The organism is Vibrio sp. Vb0667 (assembly GCF_033391095.1).
In genome coordinates this window covers 98,267-122,422 of the sequence record NZ_JAWPOL010000010.1, presented here as the reverse complement: position 1 = coordinate 122,422, position 24,156 = coordinate 98,267, and the positions used below count along the sequence as shown (strand labels likewise).

Annotated in this window: 22 protein-coding genes and 2 tRNA genes; 20 read left to right on the top strand and 4 right to left on the bottom strand. The window is 44.9% G+C overall.

Annotated features, from left to right (window positions below; translation table 11 throughout):
- Positions 1-2: 2 nt before the first annotated feature.
- The 12 genes from R8269_RS12430 to R8269_RS12375 all read left to right on the top strand — a co-directional run bounded on the left by R8269_RS12430 (position 3) and on the right by R8269_RS12375 (position 12,552).
- Positions 3-86 (top strand) — tRNA-Leu (locus R8269_RS12430).
- 56 nt (positions 87-142) lie between these two features.
- Positions 143-219: transfer RNA gene (locus tag R8269_RS12425), tRNA-Met, on the top strand.
- A gap of 225 nt (positions 220-444) precedes the next feature.
- A complete protein-coding gene (rimP, locus tag R8269_RS12420) occupies positions 445-900 on the top strand; it encodes a ribosome maturation factor RimP (RefSeq protein ID WP_005386424.1) in 456 nt (151 codons plus the stop codon).
- 36 nt (positions 901-936) lie between these two features.
- Complete coding sequence (gene nusA, locus R8269_RS12415; protein ID WP_053306752.1) at positions 937-2,424, top strand: transcription termination factor NusA; 1,488 nt, start codon at positions 937-939, stop codon at positions 2,422-2,424.
- A 22-nt stretch (positions 2,425-2,446) separates the two neighbouring features.
- Entirely contained in the window at positions 2,447-5,158 is a 2,712-nt protein-coding gene (gene infB, locus R8269_RS12410; RefSeq protein ID WP_005380086.1) for a translation initiation factor IF-2, read from the top strand.
- Between the two features lie 114 nt (positions 5,159-5,272).
- The gene (gene rbfA, locus R8269_RS12405; RefSeq protein ID WP_005380087.1) at positions 5,273-5,668 is read left to right on the top strand and encodes a 30S ribosome-binding factor RbfA; all 396 of its coding nucleotides are present in this window, start codon (positions 5,273-5,275) and stop codon (positions 5,666-5,668) included.
- A complete protein-coding gene (truB, locus tag R8269_RS12400) occupies positions 5,668-6,621 on the top strand; it encodes a tRNA pseudouridine(55) synthase TruB (RefSeq protein ID WP_005380088.1) in 954 nt (317 codons plus the stop codon). The genes rbfA and truB overlap by 1 nt, the downstream gene beginning before the upstream one ends.
- 141 nt (positions 6,622-6,762) lie before the next feature.
- Complete coding sequence (gene rpsO / locus R8269_RS12395; RefSeq protein WP_005380094.1) at positions 6,763-7,032, top strand: 30S ribosomal protein S15; 270 nt, start codon at positions 6,763-6,765, stop codon at positions 7,030-7,032.
- 292 nt (positions 7,033-7,324) lie between these two features.
- Positions 7,325-9,460, top strand: a complete 2,136-nt coding sequence (gene pnp, locus R8269_RS12390; protein WP_005380098.1) for a polyribonucleotide nucleotidyltransferase — start codon at positions 7,325-7,327, stop codon at positions 9,458-9,460.
- A gap of 178 nt (positions 9,461-9,638) precedes the next feature.
- Positions 9,639-10,559, top strand: coding sequence for a lipoprotein NlpI (gene nlpI, locus R8269_RS12385; RefSeq protein WP_005380101.1), 921 nt, complete (start codon positions 9,639-9,641; stop codon positions 10,557-10,559).
- A gap of 99 nt (positions 10,560-10,658) precedes the next feature.
- On the top strand, positions 10,659-11,081 hold the full coding sequence (locus R8269_RS12380) for a MarR family winged helix-turn-helix transcriptional regulator (protein WP_005380103.1): 423 nt from the start codon (positions 10,659-10,661) through the stop codon (positions 11,079-11,081).
- Positions 11,082-11,205: 124 nt separating this feature from the next.
- Entirely contained in the window at positions 11,206-12,552 is a 1,347-nt protein-coding gene (locus R8269_RS12375) for an MATE family efflux transporter (RefSeq protein ID WP_318222548.1), read from the top strand.
- A 53-nt stretch (positions 12,553-12,605) separates the two neighbouring features.
- On the opposite strand, the gene R8269_RS12370 is transcribed toward R8269_RS12375, so the two are convergent.
- From R8269_RS12370 to R8269_RS12360, 3 genes are all read right to left on the bottom strand, one after another.
- Positions 12,606-13,484 carry a U32 family peptidase gene (locus tag R8269_RS12370; protein ID WP_065275085.1) on the bottom strand — a complete coding sequence of 293 codons (879 nt, stop codon included), beginning with the start codon at positions 13,482-13,484 and terminating at the stop codon, positions 12,606-12,608.
- A 20-nt stretch (positions 13,485-13,504) separates the two neighbouring features.
- Positions 13,505-14,518: a ubiquinone anaerobic biosynthesis protein UbiU gene (ubiU, locus tag R8269_RS12365; RefSeq protein WP_005380110.1), complete on the bottom strand. Its 1,014-nt coding sequence runs from the start codon at positions 14,516-14,518 to the stop codon at positions 13,505-13,507.
- 133 nt (positions 14,519-14,651) lie between these two features.
- Positions 14,652-16,691, bottom strand: coding sequence for a bifunctional diguanylate cyclase/phosphodiesterase (locus R8269_RS12360; RefSeq protein ID WP_005380112.1), 2,040 nt, complete (start codon positions 16,689-16,691; stop codon positions 14,652-14,654).
- A 363-nt stretch (positions 16,692-17,054) separates the two neighbouring features.
- Here R8269_RS12360 and ubiT point away from each other — a divergent pair, with 363 nt between their 5' ends.
- The gene (gene ubiT, locus R8269_RS12355) at positions 17,055-17,582 is read left to right on the top strand and encodes a ubiquinone anaerobic biosynthesis accessory factor UbiT (protein ID WP_005394645.1); all 528 of its coding nucleotides are present in this window, start codon (positions 17,055-17,057) and stop codon (positions 17,580-17,582) included.
- On the top strand, positions 17,566-18,069 hold the full coding sequence (locus R8269_RS12350) for a GNAT family N-acetyltransferase (RefSeq protein WP_005380119.1): 504 nt from the start codon (positions 17,566-17,568) through the stop codon (positions 18,067-18,069). The genes ubiT and R8269_RS12350 overlap by 17 nt, the downstream gene beginning before the upstream one ends.
- Before the next feature lie 62 nt (positions 18,070-18,131).
- Here R8269_RS12350 and R8269_RS12345 read toward each other — a convergent pair whose 3' ends face one another.
- A complete protein-coding gene (locus R8269_RS12345; RefSeq protein WP_005380120.1) occupies positions 18,132-18,578 on the bottom strand; it encodes a hypothetical protein in 447 nt (148 codons plus the stop codon).
- 159 nt (positions 18,579-18,737) lie between these two features.
- Between R8269_RS12345 and R8269_RS12340 the strand changes: the two genes are divergently transcribed.
- The 6 genes from R8269_RS12340 to R8269_RS12315 all read left to right on the top strand — a co-directional run bounded on the left by R8269_RS12340 (position 18,738) and on the right by R8269_RS12315 (position 24,022).
- Complete coding sequence (locus R8269_RS12340; RefSeq protein WP_005380121.1) at positions 18,738-19,139, top strand: DNA polymerase III subunit psi; 402 nt, start codon at positions 18,738-18,740, stop codon at positions 19,137-19,139.
- Between the two features lie 12 nt (positions 19,140-19,151).
- Complete coding sequence (gene rimI / locus R8269_RS12335; protein WP_005380122.1) at positions 19,152-19,607, top strand: ribosomal protein S18-alanine N-acetyltransferase; 456 nt, start codon at positions 19,152-19,154, stop codon at positions 19,605-19,607.
- 285 nt (positions 19,608-19,892) lie between these two features.
- The gene (gene prfC, locus R8269_RS12330) at positions 19,893-21,482 is read left to right on the top strand and encodes a peptide chain release factor 3 (protein ID WP_005380123.1); all 1,590 of its coding nucleotides are present in this window, start codon (positions 19,893-19,895) and stop codon (positions 21,480-21,482) included.
- A gap of 94 nt (positions 21,483-21,576) precedes the next feature.
- Positions 21,577-21,774 (top strand): DUF5363 family protein, encoded by a 198-nt coding sequence (locus R8269_RS12325; RefSeq protein WP_005380125.1) that lies wholly within the window; start codon positions 21,577-21,579, stop codon positions 21,772-21,774.
- On the top strand, positions 21,761-22,534 hold the full coding sequence (locus R8269_RS12320) for a TatD family hydrolase (RefSeq protein ID WP_258476513.1): 774 nt from the start codon (positions 21,761-21,763) through the stop codon (positions 22,532-22,534). The genes R8269_RS12325 and R8269_RS12320 overlap by 14 nt, the downstream gene beginning before the upstream one ends.
- A 204-nt stretch (positions 22,535-22,738) precedes the next feature.
- Entirely contained in the window at positions 22,739-24,022 is a 1,284-nt protein-coding gene (locus R8269_RS12315; protein ID WP_005380131.1) for a NupC/NupG family nucleoside CNT transporter, read from the top strand.
- Positions 24,023-24,156 lie beyond the last annotated feature (134 nt).

The following is a 24,156-nucleotide window of genomic DNA, read 5'->3' as shown; positions in this document are numbered from 1 at the left end:
ATGCCGAGATGGTGAAATTGGTAGACACGCTAGCATGAGGTGCTAGTGCCTTAGGTGTGAGGGTTCGAGTCCCTCTCTCGGCACCATGTATTTACAAACTTGTAAATCACTTGTTTGCGAGTATAATGCTCAGCAAGTCGGACGCGGGGTGGAGCAGCTTGGTAGCTCGTCGGGCTCATAACCCGAAGGTCGTCGGTTCAAATCCGGCCCCCGCAACCAATCTCTTTCCTTAAAAGGAAATCGTAGATTGGCGAGTTTGCGTAGTGCTAACCACACTACGAGTTAAGAAAAGCAATTGTTGGCTATTCTTAACGTATCAGGGTCCAGCAGCATAAAACCCCGACTATCGGGGTTTTTTGTTATCTGAGCTTTTTGAAATAGCTCAGATACTGCTTGGTTTTTTGATTGGGCTCTGAGCCCTTTTTTTGTTTCTGGAGTGGTTAAATGACTGGTTTAGAAAGACAACTTACTGAAATGCTTGACGCGCCAGTAGCGGCATCAGGTTATGAGTTAGTTGGATTAGAATTCATTCGTGCAGGCGCGCACTCAACGTTACGTATCTACATTGACCATGAAAATGGTATTAACGTAGACGACTGTGCAGAAGTTAGCCACCAAGTTAGTGCAGTTTTAGACGTTGAAGATCCAATTTCTGTTGCTTACAGCCTAGAAGTGTCTTCTCCAGGTTTAGAAAGACCACTTTTTAAAGCAGCACATTACGAGCAATTTATTGGTCACGAGGTCAGCATCGTATTGAAAATGGCTGTAGCAAACCGTCGTAAGTGGAAAGGTATTATCCACGGTGTTGATGGCGAAACAGTGACAATTACTGTAGACGGTCAGCAAGAAGAGTTTGCTCTAAGTAACATTTCCAAAGCTAACCTGATCCCTAAATTTTAGTTCCCTAAAAAAGTTTAAGCTTAGAGGCTAAATACAATGAGTAAAGAAATTTTAGCGGTAGCAGAAGCGGTATCGAACGAAAAAGCGGTACCTCGTGAGCGTATCTTTGAGGCTCTTGAGATTGCTCTAGCAACTTCTACAAAGAAAAAATACGAAATCGAAATCGACGTACGTGTTGCCATTGACCGTAAAACCGGTGAGTTTGTCACTTACCGCCGTTGGTTAGTTGTTGATGACGTTGAGAACCCTACAAAAGAGATCTCACTAGAAGCAGCGCAATACGAAGATGACTCAATCGGGCTTGGCGACTACGTAGAAGACGAAATCGAATCTGTAACGTTTGACCGTATTACGACTCAAACTGCTAAACAAGTTATCGTTCAAAAAGTTCGTGAAGCTGAGCGCGCACAAATCGTTGAACAGTTCATCGACAATGAAGGTGATCTAATCACTGGTGTCGTGAAAAAAGTAAACCGTGACACAATCGTGCTTGATCTTGGTAATAACGCTGAAGCGGTAATCCTGCGTGATGACCAACTTCCTCGTGAAAACTTCCGTCCAGGCGACCGCGTACGTGGCCTTCTTTACAAAGTCGCGCCTGAAGCACGTGGTTTCCAATTGTTCATCACTCGTTCTAAGCCAGAAATGTTGGCAGAACTGTTCCGTGTTGAAGTGCCTGAAATCGCAGAAGATATTATCGAGCTTAAAGGCGCAGCACGTGATCCTGGTTCTCGCGCTAAGATCGCTGTCAAAACAAATGACAAACGTATCGACCCTGTAGGTGCGTGTGTTGGTATGCGTGGTGCACGTGTACAAGCTGTTTCTGGCGAACTTGGTGGGGAGCGTATCGATATCGTTCTTTGGGATGATAACCCAGCTCAATTCGTTATCAACGCAATGGCGCCAGCTGATGTTGCTTCTATCATCGTTGATGAGGATGCACACTCAATGGACATCGCAGTTGAAGCTGACAACCTAGCGCAAGCTATTGGTCGTAACGGTCAAAACGTGCGTCTAGCATCTCAACTAACCGGTTGGGAACTGAATGTTATGACAGTTGCTGATCTTCAGAAGAAACACGCTGAAGAATCACAAGCATCTATTGAAAACTTCATGAAGTACCTAGATATTGAAGAAGACTTCGCTCAACTTCTTGTTGAAGAAGGTTTCTCAACGCTAGAAGAAATCGCATACGTGCCAGTTAACGAGCTACTAGAAATCGATGGTTTGAATGAAGAACTAATCGAAGAGCTTCGTGGACGTGCAAAAGATGCACTAACGACGATCGCACTAGCACAAGAAGAGTCTTTTGAAGGTCTAGAACCAGCTGAGGACCTACTTGCACTTGAAGGTCTTGAGCGTGAGATGGCATTTAAATTGGCAGCGAAAGGTGTAGCGACACTGGAAGATCTTGCTGACCAAGGTATTGACGATTTAGAAGGTATCGAAGGCCTGACCGAAGAACGTGCAGGTGAGCTAATTATGGCCGCACGTAACATCTGTTGGTTCGGCGAAGAAGCATAATTTTCGGCAAGGAGGAAGCGGCATGACACAATTAACAGTTAAAGCACTGAGTGATGAGATTGGTACGCCAGTCGACCGCTTGATTGAACAACTTGCTGACGCTGGCATTAAAAAGGCGAGCTCTGACAATGTTACTGATGAAGAGAAGCAGAAGCTTCTCTCTCATTTAAAGAAAGAACACGGTGATAAATCAGGTGATTCAGAGCCGACTCGCCTTACGCTTCAGCGTAAAACTCGTAGTACACTTAGTGTGAACGCGGGTGGTGGTAAGAGTAAGAATGTTCAGGTTGAGGTGCGCAAAAAACGTACATACGTGAAGCGCAGCACAATTGAAGATGAAGCGAAACGTGAAGCTGAAGAAGCAGCACAACGTGAAGCAGAAGAAGCAGCAAAACGTGCAGCAGAAGAAGCTGCAAAACGTGAAGCTGAAGAAGCTGCGAAACGTGAAGCTGAAGAAGCTGCAAAACGTGAAGCGGAAGAAAAAGCGAAACGTGAAGCTGAAGAAAAAGCGAAGCGAGACGTAGATACGAATGCACAACGTAATGCTGAAGAAAAAGCAAAGCGTGATGCTGAAGAGAAAATTAAGCAAGAAGCAGCGCGAAAAGAGGCCGACGAGCTTAAACGTCGTCAGGAAGAAGAAGCTAAGCGTAAGGCTGAAGAGGAAAGTCAGCGCAAGCTTGAAGAAGCTCGCGAATTGGCTGAAAAGAATAAAGAGCGTTGGTCTGCTGCAGAAGAGAAAAAGGGTGATATGGAAGATACAGATTACCATGTAACGACTTCACAATACGCACGTGAAGCCGAAGATGAAGCAGATCGCAAAGTAGAAGGCGGTCGTCGTAAGAAGAAAAAAGCAGCTTCGGGTAAAGACGACCAAGCTCGCGGTGGCCGTAACAACCAACGTGGCGGTAGAGGTCGTAAGGGCAAACTTGCTAAGCCGACTTCAATGCAGCACGGGTTTGATAAGTCAGCAACGGTTGCTAAGCAAGACGTTGTAATTGGCGAAACGATCGTTCTATCAGAACTTGCTAACAAGATGTCGGTTAAAGCGACAGAAGTTATCAAAGTAATGATGAAGATGGGCGCTATGGCGACTATCAACCAAGTGATCGACCAAGAAACAGCACAACTTGTTGCTGAAGAAATGGGCCATAAAGTAGTTCTTCGTAAAGAGAACGAACTGGAAGAAGCGGTACTATCTGACCGTGACACTAACGCGGAAGCAGTTCCACGTGCTCCAGTTGTTACTATCATGGGTCACGTTGACCACGGTAAAACGTCAACACTTGACTACATCCGTCGCACACACGTTGCTTCTGGCGAAGCGGGTGGTATTACTCAGCACATTGGTGCGTACCACGTTGAAACAGACAACGGCATGATCACGTTCCTTGATACTCCTGGACACGCAGCGTTTACTGCAATGCGTGCTCGTGGTGCTCAAGCAACAGATATCGTTGTTCTTGTAGTTGCAGCAGACGATGGCGTAATGCCACAAACAGTAGAAGCGATTCAGCACGCGAAAGCGGCAGGCGTTCCTCTAATTGTTGCTGTGAACAAGATCGATAAAGAAGACGCGAACCCAGATAACGTTAAGAACGAGCTTGCTCAATACGACGTTATTCCTGAAGAGTGGGGCGGTGAGAACATGTTCGTTCACATCTCTGCTAAACAGGGTACAAACATCGATGGTCTTCTAGAAGCAATCCTTCTTCAGTCTGAAGTTCTTGAACTTACAGCTGTAGCTGAAGGCATGGCATCTGGTGTTGTTGTTGAATCTCGCCTAGATAAAGGTCGTGGTCCAGTTGCAACAGTACTTGTTCAATCAGGTACACTAAACAAAGGCGACATCGTTCTTTGTGGTCAAGAATACGGCCGTGTTCGTGCAATGCGTGATGAGCTAGGTAAAGAAATTACTTCGGCTGGCCCATCTATCCCTGTAGAGATCCTAGGTCTTTCAGGTGTACCATCTTCAGGTGATGAAGCAACAGTAGTTCGTGACGAGCGTAAAGCGCGTGAAGTAGCTAACTACCGTGCTGGTAAGTTCCGTGAAGTGAAACTTGCTCGTCAGCAGAAATCTAAACTAGAGAACATGTTCTCTAACATGACTGCTGGTGAAGTTGCTGAACTTAACGTTGTACTTAAAGCAGACGTTCAAGGTTCTGTAGAAGCAATCGCAGACTCACTAGTTAAGCTATCTACTGACGAAGTTAAAGTGAACATCGTTGGTTCTGGTGTAGGTGGTATTACGGAAACTGACGTAGTACTAGCGGAAGCTTCAAACGCAATCATCCTTGGCTTTAACGTTCGTGCAGATGCTTCTGCTCGCCGTGCTGTTGAAGCCGCAGCTGTTGACTTACGTTACTACTCAATCATTTACCAATTGATTGATGAAGTGAAACAAGCAATGGGCGGTATGCTTGCTCCAGAATTCAAGCAAGAGATCATTGGTCTTGCTGAAGTTCGTGACGTGTTTAAGTCACCGAAACTGGGCGCTATCGCTGGTTGTATGGTTACAGAAGGTGTGATCAAGCGTAACAACCCAATCCGTGTACTACGTGATAACGTTGTTATTTACGAAGGTGAACTAGAGTCACTACGTCGTTTCAAAGATGACGTTCAAGAAGTTAAGAATGGCTACGAATGTGGTATCGGCGTTAAGAACTACAATGATGTTCGCGTTGGTGACCAAATCGAAGTCTTCGAAATCGTTGAAATTAAACGTACTCTAGACTAATTGACTAAAATTACTAATATTGTCTTTGAAAGATAAGTAGTAATTGGTTGTTGAATACACCATGGGGGGCTGGCTTTGACCAACCCCCCATTCTTTCTATATAAGAGTAAAGATATGTCAAAAGAATTTAGCCGCACGCAGCGCGTTGCACAGCAGCTGCAAAAAGAACTAGCGATGATCCTTCAACGTGAAGTTCGTGACTCTCGCCTTGGCATGGTGACGATCTCAGACGTAGAAGTCTCTCGTGACCTAGCTTACGCAAAAGTATTTGTGACCTTCCTGTGTGTGGGTGAGCAAACACCAGAATCATGTCTAGCAGCGCTACGTGAGCACGAAGTGCACATTCGCATGATGTTAGGTAAGCGTATTCGTCTACGTTTAACGCCAGAAATCCGCTTCCACTATGACAATACGCTGGTTGAAGGTATGCGTATGTCTAACCTAGTGTCTGAAGTCGTTAGTTCAGACAAACAAAAGCAAAAAGATTCTGGTCGTGAGGACGAAGAATAATGGCTCGTCGTCGTAAAGGTCGTCCAATTAATGGTGTTATACTGTTGGACAAACCAACAGGTATCTCTTCCAATGATGCACTGCAAAAAGTAAAGCGAATCTACTTTGCCGAGAAAGCAGGCCACACTGGAGCCTTGGACCCATTAGCGACAGGCATGCTGCCAATTTGCTTGGGTGAAGCGACAAAATTTTCTCAGTTTCTTCTTGATTCTGATAAACGCTACCGCGTGATCGCAAAGCTGGGTGAACGTACCAATACATCTGACTCGGATGGTGAAGTTGTAGAGACGCGTCCAGTCGATGTTACGTTAGACAAGCTAGAAGCGTGCATCGATCAGTTCCGTGGTGAATCTGATCAAGTGCCTTCCATGTTCTCTGCGTTGAAGTATCAAGGTAAACCCTTGTATGAATACGCTCGTAAAGGCATCGAAGTTCCGCGTGAATCTCGTAAGATCACGGTATATGAGATTGTTCTTCACCGTTTTGAAGGCGATGAAGTAGAGATGGAAGTGCACTGCTCTAAAGGTACCTATATTCGTACTATCGTTGATGATCTGGGCGAAATGTTAGGTTGTGGTGCGCACGTAACTATGCTTCGTCGTACTGGTGTTGCTAAATACCCTTACGAGAATATGGTAACACTTGAGCAACTAAATGAGTTGCTAGAGCAAGCTCACCGCGAGGAACGAGCGCCTCGAGAGCTACTGGACCCACTGCTTTTGCCAATGGATACAGCGGTAGAAGACTTACCAGAAGTCAACTTGGTGCCTGAACTGGCGAATATGGTCCAACATGGGCAGCCCGTTCAAGTATTTGGTGCTCCGACTGAGGGCTCACTTCGCCTTACTATGGGTGAAGAACGCTTGTTTATTGGCGTTGGCGAAATGAACGAAGATGGCAAAATCGCTCCTAAGCGATTGGTCGTGTTCCGAGATGACGTTGCATCCAAGTAAATGATTGAAAATACCGACCTGAGTGTCGGTATTTTTATATTGCACGAGATAGGAAATTTCCCTATAATCCGCGCTTCGCGTAGCGGCTGAATCAGAGATTGGCTGCTACAACTTTAAACCTACTCTTATTAGGAGAGAATTATGTCTCTGAATGCAGAAACTAAAGCAGCAATCGTTGCAGAATACGCACAAGGCGAAGGCGACACTGGTTCACCAGAAGTTCAAGTAGCTCTACTTACAGCTTCTATCAACCACCTACAAGGTCACTTCAAAGCGCACAAAGGCGATCACCACAGCCGTCGTGGTCTTCTACGCATGGTTTCTCGTCGTCGTAAGCTTCTAGATTACCTAAAAGGTAAAAACCTAGCTCGCTACCAAGACCTAATCAAACGTCTAGGCCTACGTCGCTAATCAGCGACTGCATAGCAGTTTGTCTAAAAAGGGGCTTTATGCCCCTTTTTTGTTGCCTAAATTTAGCCAAATTAGACTTATGCCGTTATAATACTGGCGGCTAAACCTTGTAAGAGGTTTTCTCAAAAGCTCATAGCATTACAGTCAACCACGTCGACCAAAAGGTCGCGACTATTCAAAAGGAATTTCCGAGTTTCTTTTTACTAGTCGCGATTCGTAATGCCTTGAGTGTCAATTAACACATCTAAGATTTCTTTAAGCACTAAAGGAAGATTAGAAACAAGGAATAACAATGTTCGAAAAACCAGTTGTTAAAACGTTCCAGTACGGTAACCACACAGTTACTTTAGAAACTGGCGTTATTGCACGTCAAGCTACAGCAGCAGTTATGGTCACAATGGATGATACGTCTGTATTCGTATCTGTTGTAGGTAAAAAAGAAGCCGTTGCAGGTCAAGACTTCTTCCCACTAACGGTTAACTACCAAGAGCGTACTTACGCTGCGGGTAAAATTCCAGGCGGCTTCTTCAAACGTGAAGGTCGTCCTTCTGAAGGCGAAACGCTAACAGCTCGTCTAATCGACCGTCCAATCCGTCCGCTATTCCCAGACGCGTTTAAAAACGAAGTTCAGGTTATCGCGACAGTAATGTCTGTAAACCCAGATGTTCAGCCAGATATCGTTACAATGATCGGTACTTCTGCTGCTCTTGCTATCTCTGGCATTCCATTCAACGGCCCTATCGGTGCGGCGCGTGTTGGTCATATCGATGGTCAGCTTGTACTTAACCCTAGCCAAACTGAACTAGAAACTTCTAAGCTTGACCTTGTTGTTGCAGGTACAGAGTCAGCAGTACTGATGGTTGAGTCAGAAGCGGACAACCTAACTGAAGAAGAAATGCTAGCGGCGGTTGTTTATGGTCATGACCAACAACAAGTTGCTATTCAAGCTATCAACGAATTCAAAGCAGAAGTTGCAACTCCTGCTTGGGATTGGGTTGCTCCTGAAGAGAACACAGCGCTTAAAAATAAGATTGCTGATCTAGCAGAAGCTAAACTTGTTGAAGCTTACCAAATTACTGAGAAAATGGCTCGTTACGACCGCATCCATGAGATCGCTGCGGAAGTAAATGAAGTTCTTCTTGCTGAAGATCCTGAAGCAGACACAAAAGAAATCCACACTATCTTCCATGATCTAGAGAAGACAGTAGTACGTAGCCGTATTATTGCAGGTAACCCTCGTATCGATGGCCGTGAAAAAGACATGGTTCGTGCACTAGATGTACGTACTGGTGTTCTTCCTCGTACTCACGGTAGCGCGCTATTCACTCGTGGTGAAACTCAGGCGATCGTTACGGCAACGCTAGGTACTCAGCGTGATGCTCAAATCATCGATGAGCTAACTGGTGAGCGTAAAGATCACTTCCTACTGCACTACAACTTCCCTCCATACTGTGTAGGTGAAACTGGTTTTGTAGGTTCTCCTAAGCGTCGTGAAATCGGCCACGGTAAACTGGCGAAGCGTGGTATTGCTGCAGTAATGCCTTCTGTTGATGAGTTCCCATACACAGTACGTGTTGTATCGGAAATCACTGAATCTAACGGTTCATCTTCAATGGCTTCAGTATGTGGTACTTCTCTTGCGCTTATGGACGCAGGTGTACCAATCAAAGCATCTGTTGCTGGTATTGCAATGGGTCTTGTTAAAGAAGGTGACGATTTCGTTGTACTTTCTGACATCCTTGGCGATGAAGACCACCTAGGTGACATGGACTTTAAAGTAGCAGGTACTAACACTGGTATCACTGCACTTCAAATGGACATCAAGATCGAAGGCATCACTAAAGAAATCATGCAAATTGCGCTTAACCAAGCTCAAGGCGCACGTAAGCACATCCTATCTGTAATGGATGAAGCTATCTCTGGTGCTCGTGAAGACATCTCTGAATTTGCTCCGCGTATTCACACGATGAAGATCAGCGCTGAGAAGATCAAAGACGTTATCGGTAAAGGTGGTGCAGTTATCCGTGCTCTAACTGAAGAGACTGGTACAACTATCGAAATCGAAGACGACGGTACTATCAAGATTGCGGCAACTGAAGGCACTGCTGCGAAAGAAGCTATCCGCCGTATCGAAGAGATCACTGCTGAAGTTGAAGTGGGCCGTATCTACACAGGTAAAGTTGCACGTCTAGCAGACTTCGGTGCATTCGTAACGGTTCTTCCAGGCAAAGATGGTCTTGTACACATTTCTCAAATCGCAGAAAAACGCGTAGAGAAAGTGTCTGACTACCTAGCTGAAGGTCAAGAAGTTCAAGTTAAAGTTCTTGAAATCGACCGCCAAGGCCGTGTACGTCTAAGCATGAAAGAAGCGGTAGAAAAGCCAGCTGAAGAAGCTGCTGCTGAAGCACCAGCTGCTAAAGATGAGTAAGACAAAATGAGACTTTCAGCCTTTTATTAGATTAAGGGCCTGAAAGCATGTTATAAAAGGGGAGCATTTTCGCTCCCCTTTTTTGGTTTGTTTCGATGTATTAACCTCAAACGAGGTTATCGCCTATATTGCATTAAGAGAAATAAATCTTGAGCGGTCCAAACAGGAGTATCAATTAGTGAAATGGTTTCAAACCGCAATTTTATGTGTTGCTATCGCGCTGACCGGTTGTGCAAATACTTCTCAACAATCAGCACAAAAGTGGTTATATCCACCGATGGCGGTGCCACTTCAGCCTAGTGTTCAACAAGAAGTACAAATCGCGCGTCTCTCGCAGTTGCTACAACGTCCCGACCTTAGTGATGAAGTGCGCGCTAAAATGCATTATGAGCGCGGTAGCTACTACGACAGCGTTGGTTTACGTGATCTTGCCCGTTTGGACTTTAACCAGTCTTTGCAGTTGAATCCTGCTCAGCCGGACATCTTCAATCTTTTGGGAGTATACTTTACCCAAGTAGGAGAGTTTGATGCGGCATATGAAGCGTTTGACTCGACCATAGAGTTGGCTCCTGATAATACCTATGCTGAGCGCAACCGTGCGATTGCACTGTATTATGGTGGCAGAATCGATCTCGCTTTAGAAGATATGACCAAGCATTATCAAGAAATGCCAACGGATCCTTTTCGTTCATTATGGCTGTACATCATCGAAGCTGAGCAAAATCCAGAGCAAGCAAAAGCCAATCTTCAACAGCGTTATTTACGAGATCGTAGTGAAGAGTGGGGATGGGTTCTTGTTGCCATCATGCTACGAGACGTCTCGGACGAAGACGCGCTTAAAGCAATTATGGATGGAACGAGAGAGAACTATCGCCTAGCTGAACGATTGACGGAAACGTATTTCTACCTTGGAAAGCGTAATCAGCTTGAAGGTGATATCGCAAGTGCCATCTCACTTTATAAGCTCGCGATTTCGTTCAACGTTTACGATTATGTTGAGCATCGCTATTCTTTCTTGGAGTTGGCGCAAATTTACGATCAATTACAGCAAGATAGATTGGCCAAGTTAAAGGCTGCCAAGAAGCTGGAAATTGAATGATTTAGAGCCGCTCGATGAGAGCGGCTTTTTTTATGATTGAACTTGATGAGTGACTCATTTAAAATAGTTAGCCTTGCTAACTAAGTGGTGGTGGCTTTTATGGCATTAGAAGAAAGCTTGATTGATTTAGAGCGTTTTTGCGCCAAAGCTTGGCGTGTCTATGCCAAAGAAGATCCATTATCACATCTAAGCTTTAATGAGTTCGATTATTTACGTGTGATTCAGGTTTACCCTGAGGGTGTGCGAATAACCGATCTTGCAGAAGAGCTGCAAGTGACTAAGCCTTCCGCATCGACAATGGTTGTGCGTTTGGAAAAAAAGGGTTTGGTGAAACGCATCGCATGTAATGAGGATGCTCGTGCTAAGCGTGTGTTGCTTACGGAAGAAGTCGCAGAAAAAATGTCTTTGGAGCAGGTAGTGTACAAAGATATCTCTGACCAAATGATGCAACAATTAAATCAGCAAGAAGCTGAACAGTTACAAGCTTTATTGAATAAAGCATTGAGTAATAAGTCATTTTAAACTAAAGCAAAGGCCTCAGCTGTATGGTTTAGTTTTTGTTGTTTCATCTTTCTTTTATTTAAATTAACCATTTAGTTAGTCTTGCTAATTAAATGGTTAGCTTTGCTAACTACTGGTGACAGTCATGCAAAACTCAATTTATAGACAGTTTTGGAAATATACGATTCCAACCGTCGTAGCAATGCTCGTAAACGGTTTGTATCAAATAGTTGATGGCATTTTTATTGGCCGTTATGTTGGCGCTGACGGATTAGCTGGGATCAATGTTGCGTGGCCTATTATCGGTTCGATCCTCGGTATAGGAATGATGATTGGGGTGGGGACTGGCGCGCTGACTTCGATCAAGCAAGGAGAGAACGATCATGAAGGCGCTAAGCGAATCCTAACGACCGGATTGACGTTGTTAGCGGCATTGATGCCGGTCGTTGCTACAATATTGTTCTTGTTTTCGGATGAATTTATTCGCTGGCAAGGTGCGGAAGGGCGAGTGTTTGAACTTGCGCTGCAATATTTGCATATTCTGATTGTCGCGTGCGTATTCACGTTGGGTTCTATCGCAGTTCCGTTTCTGTTACGCAATGACGACAGCCCGAACTTAGCAACGATTTTGATGGTCATCGGTGCCGTTATTAACATCGTATTAGACTACGTATTTATTGCTTGGTTGGAGTGGGAGTTAACCGGAGCCGCTATTGCCACTGCACTTGCACAATTAGTGGTCACTGTGCTCGGTATTGGTTACTTCTTTACTTCAAAAGCAACATTACGCCTTCGTATCCGCGACTTCAAAGTTCAGGTTGATGCTGCACCAAAGATTATCATGATAGGTACATCAAGTTTCTTTATGTACGCCTACGGCTCTGTGATGGTGGCACTGCACAACGCGTTATTTGCTCAATACGGAAGTGCAATGTTGATCGGAGCGTACGCCATTTTGGGGTACATCGTGACGGTTTACTATCTGATAGCCGAAGGAATTGCGAATGGTATGCAGCCTTTAGTGAGCTTCAACCACGGTGCACGTAATCAGGAGAACATCAGAAAGTTATTAAAGGTCGCGATGGGGACATCTGTGCTTGGTGGGGTGGCGTTCGTTGTTTTGATGAACCTTTTCCCGTACGAACTGGTTGCGGTGTTTAATAATGCTGACCAACAGTTGATTGATAGCACTGTGATCGGGATTCGTTTACACATGTTTGCGTTGTTCTTAGATGGTTTTTTAGTTGTGGCGGCCGCGTACTATCAATCAGTAAACAAAGGCAGCAAAGCTATGTTTGTAACACTAGGCAACATGCTGGTCCAGTTGCCATTCTTATTCATTATGCCGAAACTTTTCGGCGTGACAGGCATTTGGTTAGCTTTCCCATTGTCTAACATTGCATTGAGTTTGGTCGTGATCAGTATGTTGTGGCGAGATGTGAAAAAGCTGCTTTATGAAACTTCGGCTGAGCCAACAGTGCAAGCCTGTTAACAATGGCTGATAGAGAAAAGCGAGGTTGGGCCTCGCTTTTCTTTTTTGGGGAGCTAAATGTTTTTTACTTCTAAGCCAGCTAGCTGATGCCAATAGCCATTGCATTGGCGGCTTTCAAGTTTTTCAGGGTTGTCGCCGTGCTCGTTTGAGCGAAAATGCTCTAACTCAGAAAGTGTACTCACACCGAGAGGGCTTAATCGGACCACATCAACCAGGCCTTGCATACTTGGTAAGTCATTGATCAGGTTATAACAATACCCTGATTGCGTTTGAATGCCGTTAAGGTTAAAGACTTCTTGTCCTTCTTGGCTGCTGACCTGGATACCCGTAGGGTATTTGATACAGCAGGTTTCGCAATCGTCTTTCGCTCGGTTTTCAGCTCGGGCTGTGAAACAGCGAGCGGAATATGCTAAAGGCAAATAACCGTGGCTAAATACCTCAACTTCAAACTTGTTACGAATACCAAGCTCGTCACACTGAACCAAAGTATCGTTTAACCATTCGCGAGAGAGCTCGACAGGCATGCACCAACGCATCATACCTTGCTTCAAAAATAAGTTGAGCGTGTGTGCGTTATAAGTATTGATTGCAGGGCCAACGACGAAAGGCACTTTATGCTCTGATGCCAATTGAACAGCAGATACGTCATTTGCTTCAATCGCGAAGTCACCGTTGTCGATGTACTTCTTCATTATGTTTACTTCACTCGGAGCTTCTAGTAGTGCCATTGTTGATAGCACCACTTGCTTGCCAGATGCAGACAGCTCTTTTGCTATTTCAAGCCAATGCGAAGGCTTCATTTCTCGACGTTTTGAGCATACGGTTTCCCCAAGATAGATGATGTCCGCGGAGCTTGATTTCGCTTGTTCATAAAACGCTTCGATGTCTTGTTTTGGCCAGAAGTACAACAGCGGGCCAAGCGCGTATTTCATTGAATTATCCATCTTAACCTCTACTGCCATTTGCGGTGATAAGCACCAAGTGTGGTCTGCGTACCTTCAGACACGTTTGCCAATGCGGCATCCCAAGCCGCTTCGACTTGATAAGCTTCTGGGTTTGCTTGGTAACGGTCAATCGCGGCTCGCCATGTTCGAGTGACTTGTTCTACGTAAGCTGGGCTACGTTGGCGACCTTCAATTTTTACAGACGCCACATTTGCAGCAAATAGTTCTGGCAGCATAGAGAGGGTGTTCAAACTGGTTGGTTCTTCCAGTGCGTGGTAGCGTTTTTTCTCGCCTTCGATTTCTGCTTCGAAACGGCCTTTACACAAGGTAGGGTAGCCCGCATTTTCACCGGTGCTGTAGCGATCGATCAAAATGTCGTTAAGGCGGGATTCCAAACCATTTTCTGTTTCTTGCCAGCGAACGTACTTAGCTGGAGAGCATGCTCCCACAGTGTTTGGAGACTCGCCTGTCATGTATGACGATAGGTAGCAGCGACCTTCAGACATGATGCAAAGGCTACCAAAAGCAAAGACTTCTAACTCGACATCGCTAGTGATGTTGCGTGAGAGCTGTTTGACCTGATGAATCGATAAAACGCGGGGTAGCACTACCCGTTTTACGTTGAAGTTTTGTTTGTAAAAATCAATGGCTGCGACGTTGGTCGCTGATGCTTGCACTGAAAGGTGTAGTTCCAGATCGGGATATTTGCGAGCCGCGTACTCCAGCACTGCAATGTCTGCAACAATCAGCGCGTCTACACCCAGTGCCGCTGCATTGTCTACTGCGTTCGTCCAGCGCTCGAAGCCATTGGGATGAGCGAAGGTATTCAACGCGACATGAATTTTTTTATTGCGGTCATGAACGTATTGCACCGCTTTTTCTAACTTTTTGCCGTTAAAGTTGAGGCCAGCAAAGTGACGGGCGTTGGTATCATCTTTGAAACCAATGTAGACGGCATCGGCACCGCAATCAATCGCAGTTTTTAACGCAGGCAGGTTACCCGCGGGACACAAGAGTTCCATATGCTCACAATCATTGAGAATAAAAAGGTGTCCGCATTTTATGAAGAATTATGAATAGCGAAATTGACCTAAGTTAGGTTTAGCTCAATAAAGTCGATATTTACCCCTTGCGAGTAAGGGTATCGGGTCGGGGTTAGTTCTTGTGACGACGATTCTGTACAAACAGCTCTTCAATTTCATGTTTTGGCTGCGGGCGATAAAAATGGAATCCTTGAATCGCATTACATTGAAGGTTAGAGAGCAAAGTAGCTTGCTGGTGGGTTTCCACCCCCTCGGCAACGACAGTTAAGTCGAGCGACTTACCCAGATTAATGATGTTTTCAATCACAGTGACTTGTTTCGGTAGTGTGTCGATATCATTAATAAAAGCGCGGTCGATTTTTAGCTCGTCAATAGGGAAACGCGCTAAGTAGGAAAGAGAAGAGTAGCCGGTACCAAAGTCATCGATAGAGAGAGCGAAGCCAAGCTTTTTAATCGCATTCAACATCTGCAGTGTATGTTCGCTATCACTCATCACGGCACTTTCGGTTAGCTCGAAGGTAATGCAGCTTGGATCAAGCTCGGTAGTGCGAAGCAGCTTTTCCATAAAGTCGATCAGCTGTGGGTTGCCAAATTGCTCGGGAGAGAGGTTGATGGCGACACGGCCTGGCAGTATGCCTTGTTGCTTCCAACGTTTTACCGTATTGAAAACATCACGCATCACGACACGTCCAAGGTGTTCGATTAACCCAGCGCGCTCGGCGACAGGAATGAATGAGCCAGGACTAATGTACCCTTCGACTGGATGCTTCCAACGAACGAGCGCTTCTGCGCCGTTGATACTGAAGTCTCGCGCGTTAACCTTAGGTTGATACCACACTTCCAAACCGTTCTGCTGCAATGCTTTTTGCAGTTCGATTTCAAGCCACAAACGCATACGCGCTTCTTTGTTCATTTGATCGTTAAATTTGATCAGACGATTTCTACCACGATCTTTGGCTTCATACATCGCAGTATCGGCATTTTGTAGTAGGATTCGTGCATCTTGTCCGTCTTCAGGGTATCGAACGCTACCAATTGAACAGGCAAGGCGTTTGCTGAAGTGGTGCAAGTCGAAAGGTTGGTTGATCAACGAGATAATGCGATCGGACAAAATTTCAGCCATGCGGGTATTTTCTGGCTCCGGCAGAATGACGCCAAACTCATCGCCACCCAAATGACCAATAATCGCTTGGTTTGGTAGTAACCGTTTAAGACGGGCCGATACCTCTTGAATCACTTTATCGCCAATATGGTGACCAAGTGAGTCATTAATGTTTTTGAAGTTATCGATATCCAAATAGAACACCAGAAGCGGTGTTTGCTTTTTGATCAGCTGTTCCAAACGTTTGGTGAAGCCAAAGCGGTTGTAGAGTTTGGTGAGCGAGTCAATGTGTATGTCTTCATTCGATGCAGAAGACAGGTTTTTGGGCGCATCATCAGCATCTTGAATTAGGATAATTTGAGATTCGCTACCTAATATCGCCGTGGAATCCGCGTGTAGCTGAACTTTCCGTTCAAAGCCGCATCTTGCACTGGTTAAGCAGACAAAAGGTTTGTCAGAAATTAATGTACTCAATCGATGACTAAATACCTTTTTACTGTTTTCATCGATGAATAAACGACTTAGCTCTTCGCCCAACAATTCATGAGGAGAGTTAAGTCCGAGAAGGCGCGCTGATGCGGGGTTCGCAGAGATGACAATATCATCTTCGATAAGCAGTAAGCCGTCTGGTAGCAGTTGTGTTAACTTCGCAAACTTACTTTCGGACTCTTCTAAGGAGCGAACGAGTATCTGCTTTTCTGAAGTATCGACAGCGTGAAAAACAACAAAGCGAATGTCGTTACCTTCAAAAACTGGCGAAAGACTAAAGTGAAGACTGGTTTCAAGGTCGGTTTCATCGAGCGTGATTTCGGCTTCGACATGTGCCCCTTTGAACGCGCGCTGATAGTATGGTGCAAGCTTCTTATAAAACTGTTCACCCAGCACTTGGCAATCGTTTAAGCCGACGATTTCCTCATGACTTAAACCTGCGATATCGCAGTAACGGTCACTTACCATTCGATAATTGTGTTTTTTATCAAGAATGGCAAAGAAGAAAGGGCTATTTGAGGTTAGCGTGGCAAACCAATGTTTTAATTGCTGGGAAGGCATTAGGGTATTACCGATCTCCAATGAGCCAGATTATTCGTCCGTGTATAAAAAGCGACACCCTGATAAGCCTGCGGCGGTCTACCACCAAGCTAAAGTGTTACTTGCCATTAAAGGGCTCGCGGTTTTAGCTGTGCAGTCGACAATCACATGGATACGCTCAGATAACTATAACTTTGAAAATACGGTTGTAAAAGTGTTTATCCACCTGTTCGCATCAATAATACACGTAAGTTCAAAAAAAGAAGCGTTAGTGAGCAATAAACCACCAATCTAAAATAAGCACTTTATTGATACATAACAGTAATCTCATCGCCACGATTGCTTAATATAAGCAACCTAATGACAAAGTAACGGATAATGAACGTGTTAAACAAGATTCGCAGTCAACTAGTAAAGAACGCAGCTAATATTTTGCGTTCTCCAGTCCAGTTATTACCACAGCCAATTCAGCAAAAAGCGTTGCTAGAAGGGCTAAAAATGGTGTTTAAAGAAGCCTTGGAAGATGGTGACTTTGAGTTCCTTGAAGACAAGTGGTTAAAAGTTGCGATTAAAGACTTGAACTTAGCATGGTACATCAGCTATCAAGACGAAAAATTGGTGGTAGCTGAAAAACCAGTTCAGGAAGATGTGAGTTTTAGTGGTAATCTAAACGACCTAGTACTGATTGCTGGTCGTAAAGAAGACCCTGACACACTGTTCTTCCAACGTCGCCTTTCAATTGAAGGTGATACTGAGCTTGGCTTAGAAGTGAAAAACTTAATGGACAGTGTCGACTTAGAGCAGTTACCGAAAGCAATGCAAGTCGCTTTGAATCAATTGGCTGATTTTGTTCAGAAAGGAGTTCAAGCGCCTGCACAACCAACCGGAGTAGCGAATGCTTATTCGAACTGAAGCCCCAGCGGACATTCTTACCATTGACCGCTTATTGAAACACGCCTTCCCGACGGAAGCTGAAGCTGAGCTTGTGATGCGTTTGCGCGAAAACAGCAAATTCACGCTTTCCTTAGTCGCGTGTACAGATGAGGGAGAGGTGATAGGCCATGCTTTATTTAGCCCTGTGACCTTAAATGGTGAAGATTTGTCATGGCAAGGGCTAGCGCCATTAGCTGTTCATGAAGATTACCGTCGCCAAGGCATCGCTGCAGAGTTGATCAAAGAAGGTTTTGATTCACTGCGTGATTTTGGTTACCCAGTGTGTGTGGTGTTGGGCGATCCTGATTATTACGCGCGCCAGGGTTTTCAATCATGCGACGAGATGGGCTTTGAATGTGCTTGGGATGTCCCTAAAGGTGCATTTCGAGTCGCAGAGTTGGTCGAAGGTCAATGTGCTGGACGCTCCGGACGCATAGACTATGCGCCAGAGTTCTCTGAACTGTAAATGAAAGAAGCCCACGACTAAGTGGGCTTCTTTCTTATTCACTGAAAACTGAGATAGGGAGGTTAGGATGACTGGTTACTTTTCTTTTTGCCCCAGACCTCTATTTTCGCTTTTTTACTTACCCCTAGCAGGCTAAGTTTTGTGCTTCCCCAGCTACTGTAAGTCATTTCAATCCGTTTTAGCTTGGCTTCTTTTGTACCTGGAAGGCTCCAGGCACGAGTCGACAATCCGCTTGTTAGTACGCCCATAGAGGAAAGCTTTTTCTCACTACCATCTGTCATGACGACTTTTAAACCATTCATGTCTACCGTTCCTTGCACACATTTTAGTTTTATTTTACTGAAGCTTCGGTTTCGGAATAGGCTATTTGGTGTCACGGTATCTGTTTCTGTATGAAAGTTAACGGTTTTCGTTGCAATCAGCTCCCACTCATCGCTGTTATTAGCAAAAACACTCACGCTGGTGGCGGCTACCAGTGTGCAAAGTAGTAGCGTATTTAAGAATTTCATAATGTACCTCATATGTCATACCCAATGTGTGGCCGTTGGCAAAACGCTATGTTCAGGAATATCCAAATCATCTCATTGTGTTCAGGTGTTCCTTGAAGTCCTTTAGGTATAATCGCGATAATTTGATAGGATTGCCCTCGTTCAAATAGGTGACGGAAAATGTCAATTAACGAGAAACAGTATTTACGTGAAATGGGGATCAGCACATGGGAGCTGGTACACCCTGAAAGACTGGAAGGCTATCAATCGCCATTATTGGATTTGCAAAGTTCATGTAAACTCCTATTGGTATCGCCAATATGTCCAGAAAACGAGACGGCATTGATGTTTGAGCGCGTATTAAAAAGCATTAAGCTCACGCTTGATGATGCGCTACACCTAGAGCCTGAGCGCTTATCCATGCTGGGTGAACATCAGCTAGAGTGGGTGTGGTTTGCAGGCTGTGAGGCTGATCAAAGCATCAAGGCAAAGCACCTGACCTCGCCACTATTACAAGATATTGATGGTAATAACGAACAGCGCCGCGCATTGTGGCAACAAATCTGTTCGTACTCTTCTTAACGGAGCTAATGCGTGACAATTGAAATTACGCCGATGCGTGCAGAGCACCTCGACCAAGTTTGGCAAATCGAGCAGCAAGCACATTCTCACCCTTGGGCCGAATCTTTGGTTCGTGACTTATCCAGTCGCGGTGCTTGCCATCATGTGATGCTGGAAGGCTCTCAAGTGGTTGGTTACTTCTATGGACAGAATATTGTTGGAGAAGTGACACTATTAAATATTGCAGTAGCGCCTTCTCAACAGGGCAGAGGGCTAGGGCAAAAATTGCTGGACGCGTTTATTGAATACTGTGAACAAGCCAAAGCAGAGAGTGCTTGGTTAGAAGTGCGTGAAAGTAATCACCCAGCTATCCATATTTATGAGCAAGCAGGTTTTAATGAAGTGGACCGTCGTTACAACTATTACCCAGCTAAATCGGGAAATGGTAAGGAAGACGCCATTATCATGAGTTACTTATTTTTGAGTTAGTTTTAGGCCGTTACTAATTACCTCATCAACACTTATGCTTTAAATGCGTATCCGGATTCGAGGCTTTTGAATATGTAATAATAATTTTTTGAATTTTTACATCTCTTTGTGTGGAGCTGGCTTTCCCTTGTTAGTTGCAGGTAAAGGCTGGTGAGCCGAGTAAATTCAGTTCATGTCTTTCCAGTTTGCTAGCACAGCGATAATAAGCGAGAATACCGCACAATATCGAATAGTAGATATGCTTGCCTATTTTGTGAGCATGAAAGTAATTTAGAAGATTAACTAATGTCAAATCCCCTTTTTTTAGGCGAAGTGTCTAAGCGCAGAACGTTCGCTATTATTTCTCACCCGGATGCGGGTAAAACCACCATTACTGAAAAAGTACTGTTATTCGGAAACGCGATCCAAAAAGCAGGTACGGTTAAAGGTCGTGGTAACGCACAGCACGCAAAATCAGACTGGATGGAAATGGAAAAGGAACGTGGTATCTCGGTTACTACTTCTGTAATGCAGTTCCCTTACAACGATTGTCTGGTAAACCTACTTGATACGCCTGGACACGAAGACTTCTCGGAAGATACTTACCGTACTCTAACGGCAGTTGACTCGTGTTTGATGGTTATCGATGCAGCGAAAGGTGTTGAGGACCGTACTCGTAAACTAATGGAAGTTACACGTCTACGTGACACGCCAATCGTAACCTTCATGAACAAACTTGACCGTGACGTTCGTGATCCAATGGAAGTATTGGATGAAGTAGAAAACGAATTGGGCATGATGTGTGCGCCAATCACATGGCCAATCGGCTGTGGTAAAGAGTTTAAAGGTGTTTACCACATTCACCGTGATGAAACGATTTTATACGAATCAGGTCACGGTCATGAGATTCAAGAAGTTCGAATCATCAAAGGTCTCGACAACCCAGAGCTTGATGAAAAAGTTGGTGCAGGCCTTGCGGAAAGTGTTCGAGAAGAGCTTGAGCTTGTCATGGGTGCTTGCCCTGAGTTTGATTTGGAAATGTTCTTAACAGGTGACCTGACGCCAGTTTACTTCGGTACTGCATTAGGTAACTTTGGTGTGGATCATATGCTAGACGGTCTAACTGAATGGGCTCCAGCGCCGAAAACTCGTCAAGCGGTTGAACGTGAAGTTGAAGCGACTGAAGAGAAGTTCTCTGGTTTCGTATTTAAGATCCAAGCGAATATGGACCCAAAACACCGCGACCGTATCGCATTCATGCGTATTGTATCGGGCACTTACACGCAAGGTATGAAGATGAACCACGTTCGTCTTGGCAAGCAAGTGAGTATCTCTGATGCAGTAACCTTTATGGCTGGTGACCGTGCACGTGCAGAACACGCTTACGCCGGTGACATCATTGGTCTACACAACCACGGCACTATTCAGATTGGTGATACCTTTACGCAAGGTGAATCACTGAAGTTCTCTGGTATTCCGAACTTCGCTCCGGAACTATTCCGTCGTATTCGCCTGAAAGATCCATTAAAGCAGAAGCAGCTTCTCAAAGGTTTGGTTCAGCTATCAGAAGAAGGTGCGGTACAGGTATTCCGTCCTCTACAGAACAACGATCTGATCGTTGGTGCCGTTGGTGTACTTCAGTTCGATGTTGTTGTGGCTCGTTTGAAATCTGAGTATAACGTTGAAGCGATTTATGAAGGCATTAACGTTGCAACTGCTCGTTGGGTTGAGTGTGGTGATGCGAAGAAACTGGATGAGTTCCAACGCAAGAATCAAGCGAACTTAGCATTGGATGGTGGTGATAACCTAACGTATATCGCCCCAACAATGGTTAACTTAAACTTGGCGAAAGAGCGTTTCCCTGACGTTGATTTCCGTGCGACGCGTGAGCACTAATTTGCGCGGTTAGGGTAAGCCTTAACGCAAACTAGATTTTAAAACGCCCTTGGCTATAAACTTAGCCAAGGGCGTTTTTATATAAGGATAAGATATGAATTGGTTTAAACGTGGGCTAAAGCGTTACGACAACTGGTGTAAAGAGATGGGGTTAACTCCCGATCAGAAACGCAGTTGCGTCCCATATCGAAAAGACCCAGCCCATCAAACTGAAGAGAAGAGTGAAGCCCAACCATCCTCTGATTTTCTGCCCGCAGATACAGATAAAAAGCGTCAAGATGAAGCTCTTTGATACGCACTGCCACTTTGATTTTGATGTGTTTCAAGATGACTTTGCACATCAACTTGAGCTTGCTCAAACGCAAGGCGTCGCAAGAATTTTGATTCCTTCCGTCGGTCCGCAAAACTGGGCTCGTATTCAAACTTTGGCAGAGCAACATGCCAATTTGTATTATGCGCTCGGCTTTCATCCGTATTTTCTTGAAGATAACGTTGAGCAGCACCTTACAGAGCTAGAAGGCTATCTAAATCAAAAAGGGCAGCAGTGCGTGGCAATAGGAGAGTGTGGTTTAGATTTTGCCATTGATGTTGATCCACAGTTGCAAGAAAAGATACTTGAAGTTCAATTTGAGCTGGCTAGACGCTTCGAACTCCCAGTTATTTTACATAGCCGAAAAGCGCACAATCGCCTCATTCAAATGGTGAAAGCGGCGAATCTCCCTAGAGGTGGTGTGCTACACGCTTTTTCTGGGAGTTATCAGCAAGCCATGGAGTGGGTCAAATTAGGTTTTTTTATCGGTGTAGGAGGAACGATTACCTACCCAAGAGCCAAGAAAACACGCGACGCAATTCAAAAATTACCACTCGAAAACCTAGTAATCGAAACAGACGCACCAGATATGCCTATACTTGGATATCAAGGGGAGTCAAATCACCCAGCCAAACTCATTCACGTCTTTAATGAGCTCGTAGAGTTGCATAACGGCCGAAAGCAATCGATTGCCTATCAACTGTGGAAAAATAGCAATTTTGCTTTCTCGATATGTGAATAAAATCTAAAGATGTGGTTTGAAATCGAAAACGTTTTCCTGCTTATTGTGAATTAACTCACAAAGCTGGTTGAATCAATCATGAATCTTATAGGAAAGTGTGAGGCTGGCATTACTTTAATTGATTCTGCATGAGTATAATTGCCCCCGCTTTATAGCTCCATTTTGTAACACGCCAATAAATAACTTATAAGGAAGTCATAAACTATGAGCCTGTTTATGAGCCTAATCGGTATGGTAGTGCTTCTTGCGATTGCAGTGGCATTTTCTAACAACCGAAAAGCTATCAACTTTAGAACTGTGGGTGGCGCATTCGCTATCCAATTCGCATTAGGTGCATTTGTTCTGTATGTACCTTGGGGCCGTGATCTACTAAACGGTTTCTCTTCAGGTGTTTCTAACGTTATCAACTACGGTAACGATGGTTCATCATTCCTGTTCGGTGGTCTTGTTTCTGACAAGATGTTCGAAGTATTCGGCGGCGGCGGTTTCATCTTCGCATTCCGTGTTCTTCCTACACTGATCTTCTTCTCTGCACTGATTTCAGTTCTTTACTACATTGGCGTTATGCAATGGGTTATCAAGATTCTTGGTGGCGCACTACAAAAAGCGCTAGGCACTTCTCGTGCGGAATCAATGTCAGCGGCAGCTAACATTTTCGTAGGTCAAACTGAGGCACCTCTAGTTGTTCGCCCATTCGTTCCAAAAATGACTCAATCAGAGCTATTCGCGGTAATGTGTGGTGGTCTAGCTTCTGTTGCTGGTGGTGTACTAGCTGGTTACGCATCTATGGGTGTTCCACTAGAGTACCTAGTTGCGGCATCATTCATGGCAGCACCAGGTGGTCTACTGTTCGCTAAAATCCTTCACCCAGAGACTGACCAGCCTCACGAAAGTATCGAAGAAGCGATGGACGGCGGTGACGACAAACCAGTTAACGTAATCGACGCAGCTGCGGGCGGTGCGGCTTCTGGTCTACAACTTGCGCTTAACGTAGGTGCAATGCTAATCGCATTCGTTGGTCTAATCGCGCTAATCAACGGTATGCTAGGTGGCATCGGTGGTTGGTTCGGCATGCCAGAACTAACACTAGAGCTAATCCTAGGTTACGCGTTCTCTCCACTAGCATTCCTAATCGGTGTTCCATGGGCAGAAGCTGTAACAGCTGGTTCATTCATCGGTCAGAAAATCGTAGTGAACGAATTCGTTGCTTACTTGAACTTCACACCATATCTAGGTGAAAACGCTCAAGTAATCGCGGCAACTGGTGAAGTAATGTCTGAGAAGACAACAGCTATCATCTCATTCGCACTATGTGGTTTCGCGAACCTTTCTTCTATCGCGATTCTACTTGGTGGTCTAGGTAGCCTTGCACCAAACCGTCGTAGTGACATCGCTCGCATGGGTGTTAAAGCAGTTCTTGCAGGTACGTTGTCTAACCTTATGGCAGCGACAATTGCAGGCTTCTGCTTAAGCCTTGCAGCACTATAATTAGAATCGGTTCTTAATATATAGACGCCGTTTTACATCATGCCCTGTAGCAAGAGATTGCTGCGGGGCATTTTTCGTTTTTCGGGCTCCAAAATTTCATCGGGTGTTTGCCTTAGTCGAGGTATTACGCAGTC